This window comes from Candidatus Omnitrophota bacterium (assembly GCA_041650805.1).
GTDB lineage: Bacteria > Omnitrophota > Gorgyraeia > 2-01-FULL-45-10 > 2-01-FULL-45-10 > JBAZKM01.
The window spans coordinates 94,255-116,560 of record JBAZKM010000004.1; the positions used below are offsets into that span (position 1 = coordinate 94,255).

6 protein-coding genes and 2 tRNA genes are annotated in these 22,306 nt (G+C 53.2%); all 8 read left to right on the forward strand.

Annotated elements, in window-relative coordinates; all coding sequences use genetic code 11:
- Window position 1: 1 nt before the first annotated feature.
- The 8 genes from gmk to WC515_03960 all read left to right on the forward strand — a co-directional run bounded on the left by gmk (window position 2) and on the right by WC515_03960 (window position 22,243).
- Window positions 2-607: a guanylate kinase gene (gene gmk / locus WC515_03925; protein ID MFA5146507.1), complete on the forward strand. Its 606-nt coding sequence runs from the start codon at window positions 2-4 to the stop codon at window positions 605-607.
- The gene (rpoZ, locus tag WC515_03930) at window positions 589-792 is read left to right on the forward strand and encodes a DNA-directed RNA polymerase subunit omega (protein ID MFA5146508.1); all 204 of its coding nucleotides are present in this window, start codon (window positions 589-591) and stop codon (window positions 790-792) included. The genes gmk and rpoZ overlap by 19 nt, the downstream gene beginning before the upstream one ends.
- Complete coding sequence (locus WC515_03935; protein ID MFA5146509.1) at window positions 789-1,334, forward strand: flavoprotein; 546 nt, start codon at window positions 789-791, stop codon at window positions 1,332-1,334. The genes rpoZ and WC515_03935 overlap by 4 nt, the downstream gene beginning before the upstream one ends.
- Window positions 1,331-2,005, forward strand: coding sequence for a phosphopantothenoylcysteine decarboxylase (locus WC515_03940; GenBank protein ID MFA5146510.1), 675 nt, complete (start codon window positions 1,331-1,333; stop codon window positions 2,003-2,005). Before WC515_03935 ends, WC515_03940 begins: the two co-directional genes overlap by 4 nt.
- Window positions 2,002-2,442: a type II secretion system protein gene (locus tag WC515_03945; GenBank protein MFA5146511.1), complete on the forward strand. Its 441-nt coding sequence runs from the start codon at window positions 2,002-2,004 to the stop codon at window positions 2,440-2,442. Before WC515_03940 ends, WC515_03945 begins: the two co-directional genes overlap by 4 nt.
- Window positions 2,443-2,449: 7 nt before the next feature.
- Window positions 2,450-2,524: transfer RNA gene (locus WC515_03950), tRNA-Cys, on the forward strand.
- 25 nt (window positions 2,525-2,549) lie between these two features.
- Window positions 2,550-2,626: transfer RNA gene (locus WC515_03955), tRNA-Val, on the forward strand.
- A 414-nt stretch (window positions 2,627-3,040) separates the two neighbouring features.
- Window positions 3,041-22,243: an FHA domain-containing protein gene (locus WC515_03960; protein MFA5146512.1), complete on the forward strand. Its 19,203-nt coding sequence runs from the start codon at window positions 3,041-3,043 to the stop codon at window positions 22,241-22,243.
- Window positions 22,244-22,306: the final 63 nt, after the last annotated feature.

A 22,306-nucleotide genomic window follows, 5' to 3' on the forward strand; every position in this document is an offset into this window, starting at 1 on the left:
GGTGAGCTCTCATGCAAAAGGCACGTTATTCATAATCTCCGCGCCATCCGGCTCGGGAAAGACGACCCTGTGCAAAAAGCTCCTGGCCGACGGCCTCGACCTCGTGCCGTCGGTATCGGTCACGACCAGGCCCCCGAGGCCGGGTGAGAAGAACGGCGCAGATTACCACTTCATAAAGAACGGAAAATTCAAGGAACTGATAAGGCACGGGGGCTTTCTCGAGCACGAGGAGAATTTCGGTAACCTGTACGGCACCCCGAAAAAATTTATAAAAGACGCTCTCGACAAAGGGAAGTCGGTCGTTTTAAGTATCGACGTAAAGGGCGCGATGAAGGTGAGGGGCGCGTACCCGAAGAACAGCGTCATGATATTCATCCTCCCGCCTTCGATGAGGATCCTGAAGAAGCGTCTCCGCGAAAGGATGTCGGACGGCGAAGAGACGATGGCAGTGAGGTTGCGGCTGGCAAGGAAGGAGATGGCGTGTAAAGATAGATACGATTACAGGGTCGTTAACGATGAATTGCACACGGCATACCGCAAGTTAAAAAATATAATCAAAAGAGAGATCAAAAAGAGACAGGAGAGATCATGCAGGCAGCACCCATAGATAAGTTATACGACAAGGCAGGCAGTACCTATAAGCTGGTGATAATGGCATCCCGCCGGGCGGTGGAGCTTAACGAAGGGGCGGGCAAGCTCGTCGACGCGACACCGGACATGAAGCCGGGGGCGATCGCCCTGAAAGAGATACTCGAAGGGAAGATCTCGTTCAAGATCAAAGAGGAGAAATGACCGCACGTCCGAAGTCGGTGATCCTGGGGGTAACGGGGGGCATAGCCGCTTACAGGGCATGCGAGATCATCACCATGTTGAGAAGGGATGCCGTCGACGTCACCGTCCTCCTTACGCGGGAGGCGAAAGAGTTCATAGCTCCGCTTACGCTCCAGACGCTATCCGGCAATAAGGTCATATCCGATATGTTCGAGCTGCCCGATGAATGGAACCCCGTACATACGTCCCTGGCGGATAAGGCAGACCTTGTCATCATAGCTCCGGCGAGCGCAAATATACTGGGCAAGATGGCCCACGGGATATGCGACGACATCATCACGTGCACCGTACTGGCTACGAAGGCACCCGTCCTGATAGCCCCTGCCATGAACGAGAAGATGTATAAGCATAAAGCCGTCCGGGAAAATATAGAGCGGCTCAAATCCTTCGGTTACAACTTCGTAGGGCCGATCAAAGGGCGCCTCGCCTGCGGGCACGAAGATATAGGCCACATCGCCGATACAAAAGAGATCGTAAGGGAAGCGAAACGGTTTCTACGGTGAACCCCGCATCCAGCAAAAGACCCAAATATATAGTGGTGACGGCCGGACCGACCCGGGAGAAGATAGACCCGGTCCGTTTCATATCCAACTACTCGACGGGGACGTTCGGGTACGAGATCGCCGGGGAGGCGCGCCGCAGGGGCCATCGCGTAACGCTCGTGAGCGGGCCTGCATGCCTCAAGAGGCCGGCAGGCGTCAGGCGGATCATGGTCGAGAGCGCGACGGAGATGCGTTCTGCGCTCTCGGGGGAGTTCAAAAAGGCCGACTGCGTGATAATGGCGGCGGCCGTATCCGATTGGAGGCCGCTGTCGAGCCGGTCGAGAAAGATGAAGAGGGCCACCGGCAGGAAGATCGTGCTAGAGATGGCCGAGAACCCGGACATACTTGCAGGGCTCGGCCGTAAAAAAGGGAATAAGGTGCTGGTAGGGTTTGCCCTGGAGACCGAGCATATGTATACAAATGCCCTGAAGAAATTAAGAGAGAAGAATCTCGACCTTATAGTCGCGAACAGGTGTTCAAAGGGCGGCACGGCTTTCGGTCCCGGGAAGACGGATATAGCGATCATCGACAGGCGGGGAGGCCGGACCTCTGCGCGCGGGAGATCGAAGCGCGAACTCGCCAAAATTATTCTTGACAAGGTTCTTGACCGCACGTATAGTGGCAAATTATGAGGATGATGAAAAGTTCGCGGGGTTTCACTATAATAGAGGTGGTAGTCGTCGTCGCGGTATTCCTTGCGATCATCTCGATATTGGGACCGTTTGTGCGCATGGTCAAAGACCGGGCCAGCGCGATACAATGCGAAAATAATCTGAGGCGCCTCAGCATCGCGCTGCATACGTACGCCTCCGAACACGAAGATGCGTTCCCGCCGGATCTCGGGGCGCTCTACCCGGATTACGTCGGGGACCAGAAGGTATTCGACTGCGCGGCGAGCGGCTCTTTCGGCACACCCGAAAAGCCCGACTATTCGTACGCCCCCGGCCTGACGGAATCGTCGCTTCTCAAGACGCCGATCGTCGAGGACGCCGCCGGTAACCACGGCAGGAAAGGGAAGAATATCCTCAGGGTGGACGGTTCCGTAGAGTGGGCGGGTAGAAGATTTTAACGTACGAGGCGGCTTAGCCAAGTGGTAAGGCAAAGGTCTGCAAAACCTTTATGCTCCGGTTCAAATCCGGAAGCCGCCTCCAATTCTTCAGTAACTTGGCATCATGTGGACGCGTAGCTCAGTTGGTTAGAGTGCTTCCTTGACATGGAAGAGGTCACAGGTTCGACCCCTGTCGCGTCCACCATCCGCCTTCGTCGACAACAGGCAGACGACAGAAGGCTTCGGCGGATGAGCCCGCCGAAGCACCGATTCGTTTGACAGTTGATTGCGAAGGCGGGCCACAAAAGAGAGATAAGTTCATAGGGAGAGGGTATATCCCCCACCACTTAAATGCCCTCGCCTTATAATATAGTTATATCTCAAAATTCCCTCTTAATAATAGTTAATACATAAAAAAGCAAGATATTACCTCTTGTCTATATCATAATAAGCAGGTAAACTTATGATATAAGACGCTAGAGTGCACATTACTTGCCTGTATGTTAAGCAGATCCGGGCAGGTAAATTTTTTTCATCCGTTGTTTTATGTATTTACAAAGAGCGAAGGAAACTATTGGATATGTCAGACGCTAGATCTGGTAGTACTCCTAATGTGATCTTGAATAGACGCCCATTCAGGGTGACGATCGCCATTGTCACCCTGTGGGCGTTTTTACTTAATATTGTAGCATACGATCTGGCCTGGGCTGCCGGAACGCCTACAGAGCTTACTAGCGTCGGCCCTGATAGAGCCGGCGGCCCGGGCGTTGTGAAGGAACTGGACGCTTCGACATTTTCATTACCCCAGTATCTCGGTTCTATCCGCGACTCCTGGTCCCCTAAACCCTATACCCTATACCCTATACCCAATACTATAATCCACATCCAAGACGCCCACTGCAACTATTATGCCCAGCACAAGATAAAAGAGATAATAGAGTATCTGAATAGAGAATACGGCGTAGATACCGTAAATCTCGAGGGTGGGGCGATGGGTTACGACCTGTCCCCGTTTACGGATATACGCGACAAAGATATCCGCGAAAAGGCGACCGACCATTTCGTGAAAGAGGGTTTGGTGAACGGCGCAGAGTACTTCGCCATCAACAACCCGGAGAAGATAGCGCTTTGGGGGGTAGAGGATGCCCGGCTCTATGTCGATAACCTCAATGTCTACAGGAGTTCAGCCGTCCGCAAGGCCGAGATCGAGAAGCATATTAAATCGCTCAACCACATCATCAACAACTTAAAACCGAAGATATATTCGAAAGAGCTTCTCGAGTTCGACCTGGCATATTCCTCATACAAGGCGCACAATTCGGAATTCAAAGATTACCTGTCATACCTCATAACGAAAGCAAAAGAGAGGGCCATCAACGTAAAACAATTTACAAATATCTACATCCTAAGCCGGACGCTCGGCGAGGAGGGGAAGGTCGATTTTAAAAGAGCGAATATCGAACGCGACGTTATGATAGATGCGCTCGGGAAACGGCTTTCGAAAAGCGCTCTCGAGGAACTTGTGGTGAAGACGGTTGAATTCAAGGCGGAGAGGATATCGCAAAAGGAATTTTACGCGTACCTCACAGGTAAGGCGAAAGTCGCCGGCTTGGACATGGACGGCTTCCCCGAACTCCGCAGGTATATTATCTATATCTCTATGTACGAAGCGGTCGATAAGCCGAGCGTCATGGAAGAGATAGATGCCCTGGAAGCGAAGCTTCTGGAAGGCCTATATCGGAACGAGGAAGAGAGGACCTTAAGCCGTCTTTCGAAGAACCTGGCGTTATCGAAGAACATATTCGACATCTCGCTTACCAGGGACGATTACCGTTACTACAAGAAGAACGAGGCGTCGTTCGATATGCGTAACTACGCCGTGTTCATCGAGCGGGAAGCGCCTGCGCGCGGTATCACGGCAAAGCTCGACAACGATATAGCCCACCTCGACAACTATAGGCGGGAGATGGCGAAGTTCTACGAGTATTCATTCAAGCGCGATGAGGCGTTCATACGGAATATTAAGTTAGGGGGTATAGGGTATAGGGTATCGGGTATAGTAACCCGAAAACCAGGGGCCGCGATCCTCGTGACCGGTGGGTTCCATTCCGAGAACCTCGCAGAACTATTCAAGAAGAACGATATCGCCTACGTATCGATCATGCCGAACTTCAGATCCGGCGACGAGTATGAGTGCCCGTACTTCAAGATCCTTTCAGGCGAGAAGAATATCAGGATAAAAGAGTCATTACCGGCGGTCCTCACCGGCATGCTCCCGGTACCGGATCAGCTGAATCCGGCGGTGATGAGAGAGCTCGAAAAAACCCAAAAACCGTTGGGCGCGGGAAGGATGAGGATGCAGGGGGAGCATGCATTTACACAGTTTTTGACGCGCATAGAACCGCTCCTTCTTATGTCTGAGGCCCTGTTGCCCATAATAATAGACAGGGCCATACAAAGATATGAGAGGACGAAAGAGCCGCAGGTTATCAATATAGGGATCGTGGGGGCAGGATATGGCCAGGAACCCGTATCCGTGGCGATCGCCCTTGATAGAAAGATAAGAAGTATGCTTGAGGACCGGCGTCTTCCCGGGGATTCTGTGAAGCTTGCAGTCCATATCATGAGCAGGCCGTCCCCCATGCTCGATAAGCTTAGAGATAATGGAATAAGGTATCCGGCAGATTCGATCGCGCGACAGATCGCTCTCGGCAATATCTCAGAGACCGAACGGGACAGGTATTTTGAAGATACGGGAACAGGGTCAAGGCGCACCCAGGCCCTGAACGATATCATGAAGTTTTATGAAGTCGATCTTTTGGACGATCCGCAGGCAGAGGTGCCGCCTCTCGATGCGCTATTGGTCCACAATATCCTGCAGTATCTGATGCCGGGTGATATGCAAAGTGCGCAAGCGGCATTCGGATATCTGGGTTCAATGGTAAAGCCGGGCGGGATCATTTCAGTCACGTCCCCGGAAGGAACCGCCGACAGATACGTTAAGGCAGCGTATGATGAGATGTTTAGCGGCCGCGGCGGATATGAGCAAGCGAAATTTGAAGGGTTACCCGTAGAGACAGTATTTTTTGTGAAGAAGACACCGCCCGCGCCGCAGGCCGGGTTCGGTCGCCTTGAGGTGATCTCAGGCGTAGCGGTGCTGACGGCAGCGGCAGCGACTTTCCACGCCGCAGGCATCGCCGCGGCGCTCGTTGTCGGGATCGCCGGCGCGCTCGCAGCAGCGCTCTTATTCAGGTATCTCAACCGGGCAACGTCGGAAGAAAAGACGGCCACACCGACACCTCATGAGGCCATGATAAGAGAATTATGGGGAAGCGTTCCGCGACCGATCGGTGATGCGGAATTGCGAAAAGCCATCATAGAAAGATCTTTTTCTGGTGAAGCAGCCATGCGATGGGGTGCTGACACGTTGTCGGACCTTATCGATTTTAATAAATCGAGGGCAGGGACGCTATATATTACGGCTATCATAGAAGCCAGTTTACCCAAGTTAGGGATAATGATACCGGACAATTTTATGTACGGCCCTGCAATGACACCGGAAGAGATAAGATCGGCAAAAGAACGCGCAGAACTCCAGGCCATCGAGAATAGGATATCTCGTTTTACCGATGAATTAAGCGCTCTATTTGCAGACCTTGATCGCATCCGCGGGCTTATCGAAAAAGACCTGATAACGGCGGAGCAGTTAAAAACAGCCACAAGATTATCCGGCGGAAATATGAAAATAGCCTGTGAGACGTTTGCCGCATTGGAAGGTTCGATAAGAAGCAGACAGGATATAGAAAATTTAATAAGATCGGCCGAGCGCAATAACAACATATTTATCATAAATGCGGCCAATTTTGGTATTAATGACACCTTCAGCTGGCTTGCCCGCCATAGAGAATTTATCAATCGTTATGGGACTAACGGTATAGCTGTTTTAGGGCAGGTGCTGCGCTCCGGCCGCGTTCTTTTCGGTTCAAATCAATCTGAGAAGATCTGTGATTTTCTGGAAAAAAATGCAAGATATGTCGAATTATACGGGATGGAATATTTATGTACTGCGGTAGCCGTATTAAATGATGAGCAGCTTCAGAATATGAGCAGCCCTCGTCGCATTAATATCTTCGAACCTACCCTCAACATCGGCAAGGTTATCACAGAGGATAGCATGCTTAACGGTGCAAGGGTATTCTTCGAAGACCTCGTGGCAGCAAATAATGAAAGCGATAGATTGAAGCCAGAGGCCCAATTTAACGAGTCTATAATAAGAACGATTAATGAAAATACCATGTCGCGGTACGGTCTTGACAAGATGCTTATCCTAAGCAGATCCCACAACTTAACAGCAGTGGCTATTTATTTTACGAGAATAAGGCCTGTGGTAGATAAGGTCGGCATACAGGCGTTTATCGACGCAGTAGAAAATAAGGGCGAGATATCCGCAGATCTCGTGGCGGCTATCCCGGAACTTCTCAGGGTAGATCTGACCTTTGCCGGCGCGGGCCATCAAAAGGCTCAAGAATATGCCAACTATATATTGGGCACGATAGCGAAAAGGTCTACCGATGCTCTGCAGGCGCTTGTAGAAGCCACTACAGATACAGATGATGATATAAAAAGAGGCGCATATTCAGTTTTGGATACGGTTATGCCAAATCTCGGCGCTACTCTCAGATTTCACGGCGACATAGGGCCGGTAGGGCGCAAGATCGTCGTAGAATTTCTGGCCATGTCGGACCTTGAAAGATTAAGCCCATACAGGTTATATCTGTACATAGGGCGATTGGCCGAGAACGGGAATACTATAGACCGTATAAAGAACGCGGATAGACGCAGGCAGGCGATAAATAATGTCATAAACAAGGCCGACAGGGATTATGGAAACTTCACAAAAAGCGTGTACTATGGAGGAAAGACCGGGGATTATTCAATGTATGTCGGCCTTCTCAGCATGCTTTCCGATGAGGATTTTGAGAAAGACGTTCATGATATAGCCGCGGCCCTAAACGTCACCGCAAAAGACAGGAGTATAACTGATACATTGAGCGAGATCGATGGAAAAGTCATCACACAACCTGTGAACGTTCAATATGTAAGCGCGTTCGATTTCGAAACAAAAAAGACGGAACTGGCGCTGCCGGACGATTTAGATATCGAATTCAAAAATATGATCAGCACGATTTTCGGGTCAGCTGGAGAAGCGGATATTGACACCATCCTGGCGAGGATCACCGCCGTCAAGGCGAGTGTTGATGCCCTGGAAGGAAGGGATAAAGCGGAAGTGACCGCGTTTTTCAACGGTAATAATGTACCTGATAACCTCCGGGCGCAGTGGAATACGGAAGATCCTAAAAGACACGAAACCGCTAAAGTAAATATCAAAAATTTTCTATACACCAGGATGGATATTTCAGACGAAGAGAAGACGGTATTGTTCCTGAAAGTTTTTGAACACATGGGCGCGGAATTATTGCGAAAATACATAACTCCCGGGGCCGAGCTTTCCCCGGATGAGAGGAACCTTATCTTTTCGATGCTGAGAGAGGCGGACAGACATCTTGCTGATACCATGCAGGAAATGGGGCTTGGCGCGCTGGCCGACAACCTAAAGAAGAAACCCGAATGGAAACTGATGAAGACATTACAGGGTAAGATAAAGACGACAGTTGACGGTAATGTAAGGTCTGGCAAAAAAATAGAGCTGGTTTTCAGGGCAAAGAACCTTCTTACCCTCTATCAGGGGGCCTACTCGGGGACGTGTTTCGGAGACCGCCCTTACGATATAGCGCGACCGGACCTTTTTGTCGTCACTATATTAAGTAACGGAGAGCTTGCGGGTTCTGTCCTGTTCAATATACAAGGCAATAAATTGATAATGCTCGGTTTTGACCCGTCAGAAGCGCTGATGTGCGGCCTTGATGACACAAAGAGAAATGAGCTCGTAGACCATATCATGGCCGAGATATTCAGTTTCACCAAAGCGCGTATCGTGGATCAGGACGGCAAAATTACGGCAGAGAACGATTATGAGTTATTGATCACTACAGAAGCAGGAGGCCTATCGAACAGGGACAAGGTGCAGGATTATATAATAAGTGAATACGTAACCGGGGGTAAGGTAAGAGTGGACCGGAGGACCTATCATCCACTATATCAATACAGCGTTACTTCGGCGCAAAAGGCGAAGACAAGAAATGTAAAACCGAAAATGATCAAAACCACGCCTTCACCCGAGGCAGGATTCGGCGGTCTTGAAGTTATGACAGGCATTGCGGTATTGGGGGCGGCAGTGGCCGCCTTCCACGCCGCAGGCATCGCCGCGGCGCTCGCCGTCGGGATAGGCGGCGCGCTCGCAGCAGTGCTCTTGTTCAGATACCTCAGCCGCAATATTTCAGTGTCTCCGGCCGTTACCGCATCTACTAAGGGGACATCCCAGAGCAGTATGACCTGGGACCCCATCGGATATTTTGACCTTGTAAAGCGTTTTGGAGGGCATGATTATGGCGCCGATCCGGCAGCGGACAAGATGCTGCTTGAACAGACAGGGAAGTGGTTCGGGACTAACGAGCCCGACTGGGGCGTCTCATTAAACGAAATGCGGGGCAAGAAAGGCGTTTATATCGGCGTCGCATACGGAGGGCAGAACCTTTCGCGGCTTTGCTACGGCGATTTTGAACAGGCCCTTATCGTAGACAGCAACCCCTTCGTAACCGAAATATTCATGCCTATAAGGGCGGTCCTTATTGCCATGGCCAGGTCTCGCGCGGAATATCTCGGTTTTCTTGCCGGCGTACGATTAAATGAGACCGAACTGGAAATGCTCAGGGATGCCGACCTTTCTCATATCGAATCCTATATCTCAGGCAGGGCATTCACGGAAAAGGACAGGACGGCCGCGTTCAGAAACGAACTCTGGGGCAGGATACAGGGGATATTCCCTTCTCATTTAGCCGGACAGGCAAGCACATTCTGGGAACTTTATGCGCCGGGAGGCTTCGGTCTCTCCTCCATGGTGAGAAATATGGATCGCGGCGACAGCTGGCTGTCAAGCGAAAGGAATTTCGCCAGGATACGAAAGATGACCTCGGAGGGCAGAATCTACGGTGTAACGGCCGATTGGGCGGACGCAGCGTCGATAAGCCCGATAGCGCGCTATATGTCGGATCACGGATTGAAGGCGTCCGTTATTTATGTTTCCAATATCATGGAACGGATCGACGAGATAGAAGACAGGACTAAAAGAGAAAAGACCGCTAACGCGTTCAGGGGCAATATCCTCTCGATGCCCCGTACAGATGATGCCGTCCTTTTGTCTGTTTCTGTTTCCGAAGGTACCGGTCTCGGCAGGCCTTATAAAACAATGACCAGGAGCATAGAGGAAGAGGCAAAGAGGACGGTCTTTGACAGGAGCCGGGGAGATAATTATGCCGTTATTGCCCCTGTTCCGTTCTCCGCGCAGGCAGGTTTCGGCATGGTCGAGGTCATGACCGGCGTCACGATACTGGGAGCGGCAGCGGCCGCCTTCCACGCCGCAGGCATCGCCGCGGCGCTCGCCGTCGGGATTGGCGGCACGATCGCAATCATACTCTTCTTAAAATACGCGGGGCGCGCGAAGGCAGGAGAGAAGGTGATCCTATTGGTGCCCGAACCTGCGCCGTCAAAAGTGTATATGCGCAACGCGGCCATGAATATCCTTTTCCTGGCTGTATTGGCGGTCATCCCCACGGTCCTGAGCCTGCTCGAGCCGAACCTGCCCATGCTTTCGCTGGTGCTGGACATGTCCCGCGAAACCGGGTTGTCGAAGGTGGTTTTCTACCTGTTAGGGGTAGCAGGCATTACAAAGTTGGTTGCCAATACGGCCATGGTGATAATGCGGGACGGATCGGTCAGGGCAATCAGGTCGCTCAGGTCTTTTGGGCGTTTCAACTCACGCGATGTCATTAAGCTCCTCGCGGTCCTCATCGTCTTTATCGGGGCCGCGGAGTGGAAAGCGGTGAGTTTCATGGCCCGCTCAGATGTCACTACAATAGACGCGCACGGCGCCAGGATCAGGGTATATTTCGACCCGGCCAGGTCGGTACGGGACGAGGTGGGCAGTTATGTCGGGCGCTATCTGAATAACCTGCCGGCAGGGCACACCGAAGGGCTTGAGCGCATATCCGTCCTGCCCTATGATGCGCTCGGGGCGTTCGAAACGGCCAACGATTCGGCCGGGACGTATCGTTTTTTAACCGACACGGTCAGGATCAGGGAGGGCAGGGTCGAAGACGGCAGCGTCGTCTATCATGAGATAGGCCATCACGTCAACGCCGCCGTATTGGGCGCAGGGCAGAAGATGAAGTGGAATGCGCTGCACAGGGCAAGCGGGGATAGTGACGCCGGTTACGTCTCAGCATACGCCAAAACTTCCGCATCGGAGGATTTTGCCGAGACGTATGCGGCATACTGCACGGGCTCGCTCCATTGGTTGGCAGATACGGACGGTATCCTTGCCGAAAAGGTGCTATTCGTCACCCGCCTTTTTATGGAGCAGGGCGCAGGCGGCGCCAGGTACCTTGTCTATTTCAGCGATGATAACGAAATAACAGCGTCTACCAAGCATCGTCTCAGGATAGAAGAGAAGTATATGGGGGTCGATTATCTTCGGGAAAGAGTGGGGGCGCTCAGATGGTTTTTGGAAAAAGACCGCGGCCTGAGAGATATCATGAGTAACGATGATGCGGATACATTCAGAAAGTGGCTCGAGGAGAGACATAGCGGGACCGGAATAAATGTCAACAGTACTTATCTTGTCCCGCTTTCCATGGATGACCTATGCAGTATGCGGAGTAACCTTGATTATGCCTCGGAATACGTCGCCAGAACCGCGGGCAGGGCGCGGGACGAAAGGATCCAGAGGCAGGCATCTGCCCTTGTCGGCAGCATAGCGGGCTACAAAAAGAAGCTGGGTATATTGGAAACGGCTTTTGAAGAGATGGAGAAGAGATACCCTAATATAAGATGGCGCATATCGGCCGAGGCCGTGGCGACTCATGATATGGCCGCCCTTTCTAATGCCGCCAAAAACGCCCTAAGCGTGATCGATGCAGGCATGGAAGGTACCATAATCCTGGTATTGTCCGATAACGGACACGGCACCCTGATGGTGTCGGGGATAACGCAAAATGCGGCCGGTAAATTGTCCGGTGACATCTCTGAAAGGGCCATAAAAAAGATGGGCGATGCGGAAAGCGCCATAAAAGACGCGGTAGAAGACGCGATAGATAATATTAAGAACGCGAAACTCATTGCAGAATTTTCCGACAGGCATCCGCAGGTCCATCTCAGCGTCATATCAGCATGGGTGAGAGACACGTATCATATACCGACTATAATCTCGGATATCGAAGAAGTGGTCAAGAAGTTAGGAACGCTAGAGAGGCCGACTACGGATATACAATTGGACCGAGGCAGGGGCGATAAGCTCAGGATCATCATCAACGGCAAGTACCTGCCCGAAGAGCTGAAGCCGGGCACGGCGGAATTCAGGCAGGCCCTGGCGGAAACCATGAGCGACGTCCCGCTGCCGGGCGATCTCTTCCGCCGCGGCGGAGCTGCCGCGCCCGCGCCGCGGGCTATAAACAGGTTCATAGCGCCTTCTGTCATGGTCGGCGTTGCGGCTATTCTTTTCGGTACGCCCAGGGCGGATGCCGCGACCATAGCGCAAGACGCGGTCACCAGGACGGTTACAGGCGTAAGCGCTATAGCGCCATGGGAATGGACGGCGCTGGCGGCATTGGGCGTAACGGTCATAGCGATATTAACGGCAGGATGGTTAGCCGCGCGGAAGGCGGGCGGCAGAGAGGGCGCGAGATGGTTTTCGAATAGAGGCGTTGTGTATTTAGGTATCGCGGCAATAGGAATAGCGATCATGTCGTTCGTTTCGCATCTGGCACCTCCGGCGGAAGGGGTGATGCCGGCGCCGCAGGTCGTACAGGCGACCGCAAGCCCTTTAAGTGCGCCATCGACCGTCTCGCTTCCTAAGGAAGACATGCCTGCGCATCAAGCGGCCGGGTCAGAGGCAAAACCCATATCCAGAGCCGAGATAGCGCTCTTGATACAAAAAATGGAAATAAGTATAGGAGAGCATGAAGAGGATAGCGGAAAACCAAAAGGGGCCGGACGGGCAGGCGAAGCAAAAGACGCAGTTGCAGATGGATCGTACAGCGGCACAACTTATTATGACGATACGATTAACGGATATTCATATTTTTATAAAAATGGGATGCTTATATGTGTTATTGATAGATACACGGGCGTACGCACTTATTATGACAAAAATACAGGCAATATTATGCTGGAGCACGGAGGGGGCTATACGCGGCAGTATGATGAAGAGGGGCGCATTAGTGTAGAGACCAGATATGCGGATACAGGTACTGACAGGGAGATAGCGGAACAGACCGTATATGGCGAAGATGGTAAGCCCTCGACATATGCTTTTGAGCGCGTACCGGACGGTGAAGACGGTGAAAATGTCGTAGTGCGGGATGCGGAAGGGAACGTCGTAGAAACTTACCGATCTTTTACTCTGAATGCCGGTACAGACTATGCCGATATAGGGGTAGAGACAGGGCCTTCGCATCTTGCGCTCAGCCGTACCGGCGAACAATTGATCTATGATAATGAGACAAACGCGATCTCGCTCTTTACGGCAGACGGCGATATCATATCAGCGACCCCGGGTGACTATAATTATAGGAGCCTGTATGACAGGATGGTTGAGTGGCTCAACCATGGCGGTACCTCGCGCGGCAGCGGTATAGCAGATGATCTTATAAATGGACGGCTGTTTGAAAAGGCGCGTTCAGGGATAGCAGGGTTCGGCCACCTCGAGGTGATATCAGGCGTAACGGCGCTGACAGTGGCGGCAGCGGCCTACCACTTCGCAGGTATCTCAGGGGTACTTACCGTCGGTATCACCGCCGCGCTGGGGGGGTTGTTCCTTTTTATATTCAGGGAAGGCATAAAGATAGTCGATATGGCAGACGAGGAGGGGGCCCCTACAGCCGAAGAAATCGTTAAACGACTGGCGCGTCTTAAAATATCCTATGGGATCACGGCGCTGGGGGCACTGGCAGCGGCCTTCTACGTCGCAGGTATTGCAGGAGCGCTTACCGTCGGGATCGTCACCGCGCTGGGGGCAGTAATTCTATTTATAGACCTCGAAATCGTAAAGGTGGTCTCGGCACCGCTCGGGAAAGGACGTCCTGCCGCCGAATTGGCGGCGATAGTGGAAAGAGAGCTATCGCGCTTTGTGGCGGAGGGGAAGACGATCAGGGATGTCTATAATGCTGTTAAGAAGATAGGATGGTGGGAAAGAGAAGCGGGCCTTGCCACCACAGACGCTATCGAAACACGTTATCTTATCAAATTGACGGCGGACAGTATGAATCCGGTAAGGGCCGGATGGGCAGGGTGGACGGGATGGACGCCGCAACAGCTGCTCGATGCGTTCAGGGAGAACGTCAAGCGAAGGATCGATATAAGGAACAGGATGGTCGAACGGATCTCTGAAATAACGGATGTGGGGACGGCCGAGAGGTTCTTTAGAGACGCCGGCCTTGCGTCTTTCTGGGCTTTTGAACTCAATATGCCGCAGGATGAAGGCGAGAGGGGCGGCGCAATGGCGGCTGAAATGTTCGGTAGGGCCGGGAGGTGCGTGGATAGGGGGATATCAGAGGCCGACCTGCCCGAAGGCCTTTTAGTTGAATTGACCTCCCTGGACAAGATCCGGCATATTTCCAGACTTCTAAAGGAAAATTACACGGATGATGAACTGGACAAAGAGTTTACGGGCGTAGCGCTCGGCGTGCTGGCGCAGACCATGCGGAAGAAGATCGAAAGAGCGCAGGAATCGATGCGGATGGGAGGGATTAACGTATCGGATGAGGCAGAACAATATAGGCCGGCCCCTTCACAGAAGGTCTGGGTGGGCCATGTCCGTCTTATGAAACATAGGATTAAAAAGATCGTAACTGCCACAGAAAAGGTTATAAACGCGCTTTCGTCTGTCGAGACCGGAGATGAAGATCTTATCGAATGGACCGATATATTCAGGTCCGATGTGAATAGAGTCGTAAGGAGTACGATCGAGTGGGCAGATTTCTGGACATCGGATGAAACCCTATGGAGCAATCCCCGGATTATATCGCATGACATGGCAGGGTTGATGAGGATGGATATCGTGCTGGATGCGATGGATACCGTAAGAGGACTCTCCACCGATATGCGGGATCGTCTGGAAGAGAGATTCTCTGTCACAGAATTGGATGAGGCAGAAAGGGCACGGATCCTGGGGTACCTCCAATCGGTGATAGATGAGACGACGGCACTTATAAATTCGATAAATCGTTTGGATGCCGGCTCTGCCAATCTGGCGATACCGATCGGCCTTTCCATAGTCGCCGTATCTGCCGCGACGCTTATCGTCTCAGGAAGTATGATCTTTGCAGCCTTCGTCGGTATCGGCGGCGCGCTCGGGGCGGTACTGGTCCTGAGGCGTCCGGACCGGACGGTCCGAATGAGCAATAATGAAGTGATCTTAGGGGATGACATAACATTCGGCGATGTCCGCATGGTGCTGAAGAGAGGGAAGGCGGACGGCATATATCTGGGTTCGCATCGCCTGGAACCGAAGAGACAGTATAATGTTGGGCGGGGCAGATCGAATGATATTCATCTGTATGGCAGCCAGGATTCCAGGGATCACGCCACGATATTTGTCACCGGGGACAGCCGCATATTCGTTTACGATAGGGGTTCGCTGAACGGGACCTTTATCAACGGCCGTACGCGTCTCCTGCCCGCTCCGGAGCTTAAGGGCTCTAAGGCCCTGCCGGGCGTGGGATCGTTGCCGGATGAATTGCTGGTCGAGGCAGGATGGTACACTCTGCTGGCCGGCCTTGTCAGCGCTAATATACCGCTCTCTATCATCGCGGTATCGCTTTATGTCACGGGATCCGCATGGAGGTTCTTCAGGGTCAGACAGAGAGTGAGCGATAACGAACTCATGTCCGGAGAGAAGGTGAAATTCGGGAACGTCACGATGACCTTGAGTTCGGGAAAGGGCGGCAAGTTCTATCTTGGCGGGCATGAGCTCGGGCGCGGCAGGCAATACGACGTAGGACGGGCCGGGCAAAATGGCATAGTCCTGAACGATGCATCCGTATCGAGAAGGCACGCGGCCATACACATAACTCCGGAGGGTAGGGTATTCGTCCACGATCTCGGTTCTGATAACGGTACGTTCGTCCGGGGCAGGAAGATGACGCCTTTACCGGCGCCGGTGCCAGCCCCTGCCCCTGTGGCCGTGGAGCCGCCCGCAGCAGAGAGGCACAGCTTCTTTGCCGGGCCTCTTATGCATGAGGCATTCGAAGTGACGAAAGATTCGACGGAGAGAGGGGTCAGGGATCGGCCGTTCGCCGGAGACATCTGGGTGAAGGCGGGGAATTTCTATTATAAATTCTGGGTTGAAGAGGGAAGGGTGCGAAGCGATATCTTTTTAGAGAAGAGGATGATGCTGAAAGAGGACCGGCCCATATCGTTCTCAATGGGGGAGGCTATCACCGTAGGAAGGTCGATAGGTTCAAAGATAACGATGGCGGACGGCGATCTCTCAAGAGACCATTTCACCATGACCATTTCCGAAGGGGCGTCCGGTTACGTATTCACCTTTGTCGACCCCAGATCCTTGAACGGATCACGTGTCGAATGGTACACGCCGCTCCATCCCATGGGCGGGGGTATGAGCCCGGAGCAGGTAAGGAGCGGACTCGAGAATGGTACCCTCAAACTGGAAGATATGGTCAGGGCTGTGATAGTAGACGGCTTGAATGACGAAGGGTATGTGGCCATGGTCCGGCGTGAGTTGGGGAGACACGATGCAGTGCGCGGCACGACGCTTCTACCGGAATTTGATGGTCTGATCGCCAATTATTATCATCCTTCAGCAGGGACGCCGGCCGCGACAACGCGTACGATACGGGAATTAGAAAAACTCATGAAGGAACAGGGGGTCTCATATTTTTATCATGTCACTCTCAGGTCGTTGGGCGAGAGGGGGATAGCAGGCGGATATTTTAATGAGACCGATGAAGGCAGATATTCTATCAATGATACACGAAACGGGAGATCGTTCTCATCCCATCTTCTTATGTCATATACGTATATACAGCGGGCGATAAAACATGGCCCAAAGAACATGGCCGGCGGCAATCCCGTTATATACAGGATCGCAATAAAGGATATAATCGCATTGATGAAGAGGGGAGATATTTCGGTAAAGCCCGGCCTTGAGATGCTGGTGGGTGAATACGAGGTGAAGGGGAAGATACCGCTTGGGATGGTAGATATGTACGAGATCCCTCTCTCGGAAGTCGACGGCGCGCGCCTCCACCCATTATTGCTCAGTTCCTTCAGCCCCGAGAAGGCCAGCACGGCAGAAAACCCGCCTTCAATGTCTGAGAGAGAAGAGATCGAAAAGAGATGGGTTAATCTGGAAAAGGGCACCGGCCGGGCCGGCAAGAAACTTCCTCCGATGGGCGGCGGGATGAGCCCTCAGCAGATAAGGAGCGGGTTGGAGAGAGGCACCCTGAAGGTGGAAGACCTCATTAAAGCGGTAAGTGTGGACGGTCTCAACGATGAAGGATATGTCGCAATGGTCAGGGAGGAACTCGAGAGGTATGACGCCGCGCATGCCACCGCGCTTCTCGCGGAATTCAACAGGGAGGTCGCCGCGGCTCTTCCCGGCGCCGGCATGTCGCGCAGGGATTTCTTGAAGATGGGCGCAAAGGCGGCGGTCGTTGCCCTTGCCGCGGCAACATTATCTTCCGATAGAATGGTTCCTGCAGCGCCGGAACCCGCGGTTACGGAAAGAGCAGCACCCGCAGTCCTCGATGCGCCGAAGGTGCCGGCAGGACTTTCCGCGGAGATCGCGGATGGTATCAACATGATGATGGGTTCATCCCTGACGCCGGCAGATATAGAAGGTGCTATAGAATTCTCGAATAGCGACGCATATCGCGCATTGGTGTCGGCAGGATACGATAGATTGATCGGATACGGCAGGAAGCTCGGTAAAGAACTGTGGCCCGAAAAACGCGGCAAACCGTTCCCGGTCTTATTCGTCGAAGGGTTGGGCATACCTGAAGATCAGGCCGACAGTTTTGCCCTTACCTTCCAGGCCCTTGGGGTGATAGTAGTAGATAGCCGCGCCTTCAGGCCGGAGAGGCCATCGGGAGAGAAGGTGTCATCGCTTGCGTATAAGATAGGTCATGAAGGACGGCACATACTGAACGCGCGGGATAATGTTAATATGGATAGCCGCTTACAGGATGAGTATTCCGCGTTTGAAGTGACGGCGCTTATTTCAGAAGCAGAAGAAGGCGAAGGGGCGCCGCAGGCGAATGCGCAAAGAATGGTGGCCGGCGCTTTCAAGACATTGCTCGGTAATAAAGAGAAGGCGTGCGAATCTCTCGCTCCTATAGCCGGCTTCAAAGATATTTATTATGACGATATAAACGTAGATCCGGTTAATGGCATAGTCGGCATCCATCTTACATTCGGCGACGTGTCAAGATGGATATGGATACGTATAAATACCGCTGATAGGTCCGGTGAAGTTATACCGCCTGAGAAGATGAGGTGGGAAACGGCAAGTGCGTCAATGGCGCCGGATGAAGCAATGCTCGGTCTGAAGAACGCTTTGAAATTCATGGTCCTTGCGGCAACGCTCCCGCCGGCAGGGAATGCGCCCGTGGCCCGGGCCTTGATCTTACGAAATGGCATATTCAAAGATGAGCCGGAAGCCGATGAGATATATGATAAGATCGGTAGTTCCAGGAAGCTTGCGGAAAGGTCGGGCATGATCTCCGACGAAGATAGATTTGTTTATCGCGGCATGCGCCTGACCTTAGAAACATTGAATAACATAGCAAGGAACGGTTTGAGATATCAGGACACGGGGGATAGGGTCGCAGATTTCGATCCGCGGCCCCACTTTACCATCGGTTATGCATTCGAGCCGCATGAATTTTCCGGATATCCATATCCCCGGGAGAATTTCCTGAGCATCGTCGTGCAGGTGGACAGGACAAAGATCGACATGTCGAAAGTGGATACAAAGCACAGCATCTTTGCGGTGAACGCGGACATCCCTCCCGCGAGCATATTGAGGATATTCATATTTGATAAAAGAACAATGCTGTTCAGGGAGTTCACTCCCGGCGAGATCATAGAAGCCGCGCGGCCCGGGGGAGAGATCACGCAGCCGCCCGCCGCGCCGCAGGCCGGCGAAGAGTTGCCTCTGCCTCCCATGGGCGGGGGTATGAGCCCGGAGGGTCTGGCAAGATACGCGCAGGACCCAGATGTGCCAATAAGTGACCTGGTAGCTATCGTTACCACAGATAGCCTTCCGGGTCAGGTCGATGTGATCAGGAAGGCCCTGCAGGATAATCCGGAGAGACTGGCCGAATTCAACTCCCGCCTGGCGGCTTCGCTAAGGCAGACCGGGGCAGTTCCCGGAGAACGCATTGAAGGGCTGGCCGATGCGCTCAGGGCAAAAGGGGCCAGCGAAATGTTGATCTATGCCCTGCCGCTCTTCCTGGACGAGGGTGCGTATATTTACCATATTACGGCGGAGTTCGTAGGCATGGAAGCCGTCACCAGAGGCGACTTCAATTATCCCGAAAGGTTTTCTATGACTTCGGATAAAGGGAGGTCATTCAGCATAGTGGCATCGCCCGGTTACGTGGAAAGGGTTTTGATAAATAAATATATCGCCCCTCCGGAATTCGGTGACCGCAAGGGGCCGGCCGTCTACCGGGTCAAGGCGAGAACTCTTATAGAGATGATGCTTGAAGGCAGGGTATGGATCCAGCCCGGTGTGGAGGTAGGTACGGGCGAATGGGAGGTCAAAGGGTCGATCCCCGTAGATATTGTGGAGACCTACGTCTTTAAGCTGGATAGCGGGGTGCTTGACAACGAAGAGGTCAAGGATATTTCCATGCTCTCCCCCCGTCCGGCCGAGAGGGAGAGGCTTAAGGCGATCGGCCTGCCTTTACCGGAGGAGAAGGTCGAGAAGTACGAAAAGAGATGGGAGAGGATAGGGGTCAAATACGCGCATCTTAGCGGCCAGGGAGTGCCTGCACCGGCGGCGGATAGTTCGGTAGAGATCACCGGCAAAAGACTGCCCGACGGACCGGTACGCCTGAAGCTGTTCCATGACACGACCCCGGCTAACGCAGAGAGGATCTGGCAGCAGGGCCATTTCGATCCCGAAGTGCGCAGCCACAGGATAGTATTCAACCAGCCGAGCGGGATATACTGTTCGCCGGAGAGGCTGATGAGGCAGGAATTCCATAAAGTAGGCATTACGGAGCGGGTCATATTGGAGATCAGGGCGAATGTGAAGAGGCCGCTGGATGACGCAGACGGGGATAACCCGTTGGATGAAGGGACAGAATACGGGAGGCTTTTAAGAAAGGCCCAGGATGCGGCAAGATCAAAGGGGATAGACCCCGCCATGGCTTCTGACAGGGCGGAGTTCTCCAGGATATTCACCGGTATCTTGAGAGATGCGGGGTACGATTGCGTGATAATGAGGTCGGATAAGGGCGTGGTCGTACCCGTGATACTCGACCCGGGTATCATAGAGATCGTCGGTGTGAAGAGCCGCTATAGATATAAAGAGGCGCAGAATACCGGGGATGAATTTTTATCCATCCCCCTGAACCGGCCGCAGCCTTTTGAAGAGCTGCCGCTGCCCGAATGGAGCAAGATCCCTCTGCCGGCAGGAAGTGCGCCCGCCGTATCCGCCGCGCCGCAGGGTCCTGACGAGAATCTGGCGGCAGGGATGTATGCGTCCCGCGACCAGGGCGATGTGAATACATATATCTACAGGAACATCAGGTCCAATTATCCCGGGCTATGGACAAATACTGTAGCTGAACGCAGGGCAAAGCTGGATGCAATGGTCGCGGCCGGAGAGTTCAAAAAAATGACCTCACCGACGGGTGAAACCCTGAAGACGCCGGCGGGTGAGGAGATAGTTATCATACCGATAAGAGGGCTGCTAGTCTATAACGGCCAGTTCGCGCACATAGGATTGGGAAGGTCATACGGCATGCCGGTCGTCTGGATCGATGCCGATTTCGCGGAGAATCCCAACGTGATAGCGCATGAATACTTCGAGATCACCAAATGGGAGAAGCTGAGGATGGCGCTGGGCCTTGAGCCTGCCGGGATGCGCGATCTTCTAATACGCCATTCCACCTCGCCCATAGAAGACGATCTCTCTGTGGACGGAGAAGGCCTTCGCGGCCGGACGACTGGAGATCTGGCATCCGCATGGCACAGAGAGGCGCCGTCGATAGAGGGGCTGTACAGGGACCTGCCGGCCAGGACGCGCCTTATGATAATGCAGAACCGCGTCAATCGCATATTCAGCAAGATATTCGATGCGGCCCAAAACCACAAAGCGGATTATGACGGATTATCGAAGGATGTGGATGCCGCCCGCGGGGAACTGCAACGAAGGATGCCCATATTGACATTGACCGTAAGGCAGGAAGGCCCCCCCGGCAAAGCATATAGAGGGATCCTGGGTTTCTCGTTAGAGTTCGTTGAAGCATTGGATGAAGAGGAGCTGGCGTGGCTGGTGGCCCACGAATGTGACCACGAATGGCGGCAGAAGAAATTCAAGATGAGCATATTCGAAGAGATGGAAAGGCGCGGAGGAGAGTTCAGGACGAGGATGTCCGAAGCATTGAGGAACAGAGAACATATGGCCGATGAGGCGGGGCTGGAGCTGATGGCATGGGCAGGATATGACCCGTACCGATCGCTCGATGTGCTTGAAAAGGCCGCCGACTTTGAGTATATGCCGTCCCCGGAGGAGGTCAGGTTGGACAACGCCGTCCCCGGAGGCATCAGTATAGAGCCGCCTCTTGGGGAGAGAAGCGCGCGCCTGGCCGAAATCCTGCTGAACAGGCATTCCGAAGATATGGCCTCAGCATATGACCCTAATCTCGGCGCCGCCGAAGGGCCGATCGCCACCCCGGCGCCCGGTGGCACTTTATCGGTTCCGGACAGGGAGATAAGCGATCGCGCTGCCGTCGTCGCGCAGGCGTTCCCGAAGACCGAACGGAGGGATGCGATAGTTAAGACGGTGGTAGGCGTGCCTGCCGGAGCGGACGGGGTGAAGTTCTTCAACGGCTTGAGCATGGGGCTCGCCCAGAACGGTTTCGGTAAGAGAGACGATAATAAGCAGATAATACGGTTTGAGATATACATTAACGATCCGGTGAAGACGCTTGAGAATTATACGAAGGCCATGCAATACGCAAAAGAGTCCCTAGATTCGGAGCTCGCAAGATCCCCCGCCGGCACGCCGGGCCGCATAGTGGCGTTCACCCCCGAGATGGAAGAGGGGATGAAGATGGCCGCGCAGGCCAAGGGTGATTACGCCGAAAAGAATGGGTATACGATCGTCCCCGACGCGTATACGGACCTCGCATACCCTGACATAATGCTCCGCGCAGCGCTGGCGAGAGAGGTATCGTTCTGGTACGGTACGGATGACCAGGATGCAAGGGACGGGTCGTTCGCCCGCATAAAAGACCTCCTGGAGAAGGTCGCGGGAGAGGGGTATATCCCGCCCGCCAGCATGAACGACTTCATAAATAACCTCCTTAAACCGCTCCGCATCCGCCCGATCGATTACGGCAGCCTCAAAGAGTGGCGCGACATGCAGCTCATCGTCGCCACGTCAGCCTAATGCCTATTCCGCTCAATAAAATTTTTCCGGGTCCTGCCGCTCCCTCGCCTTTTGTTTCTATAG

What these genes read in the sequence shown, in the direction of transcription:
- rpoZ (MFA5146508.1), top strand. Translation starts at nt 589, where the DNA reads ATGCAGGCAGCACCCATAGATAAGTTATACGACAAGGCAGGCAGTACC.
- WC515_03945 (MFA5146511.1), top strand. Translation starts at nt 2,002, where the DNA reads ATGAGGATGATGAAAAGTTCGCGGGGTTTCACTATAATAGAGGTGGTA.
- WC515_03935 (MFA5146509.1), top strand. Translation starts at nt 789, where the DNA reads ATGACCGCACGTCCGAAGTCGGTGATCCTGGGGGTAACGGGGGGCATA.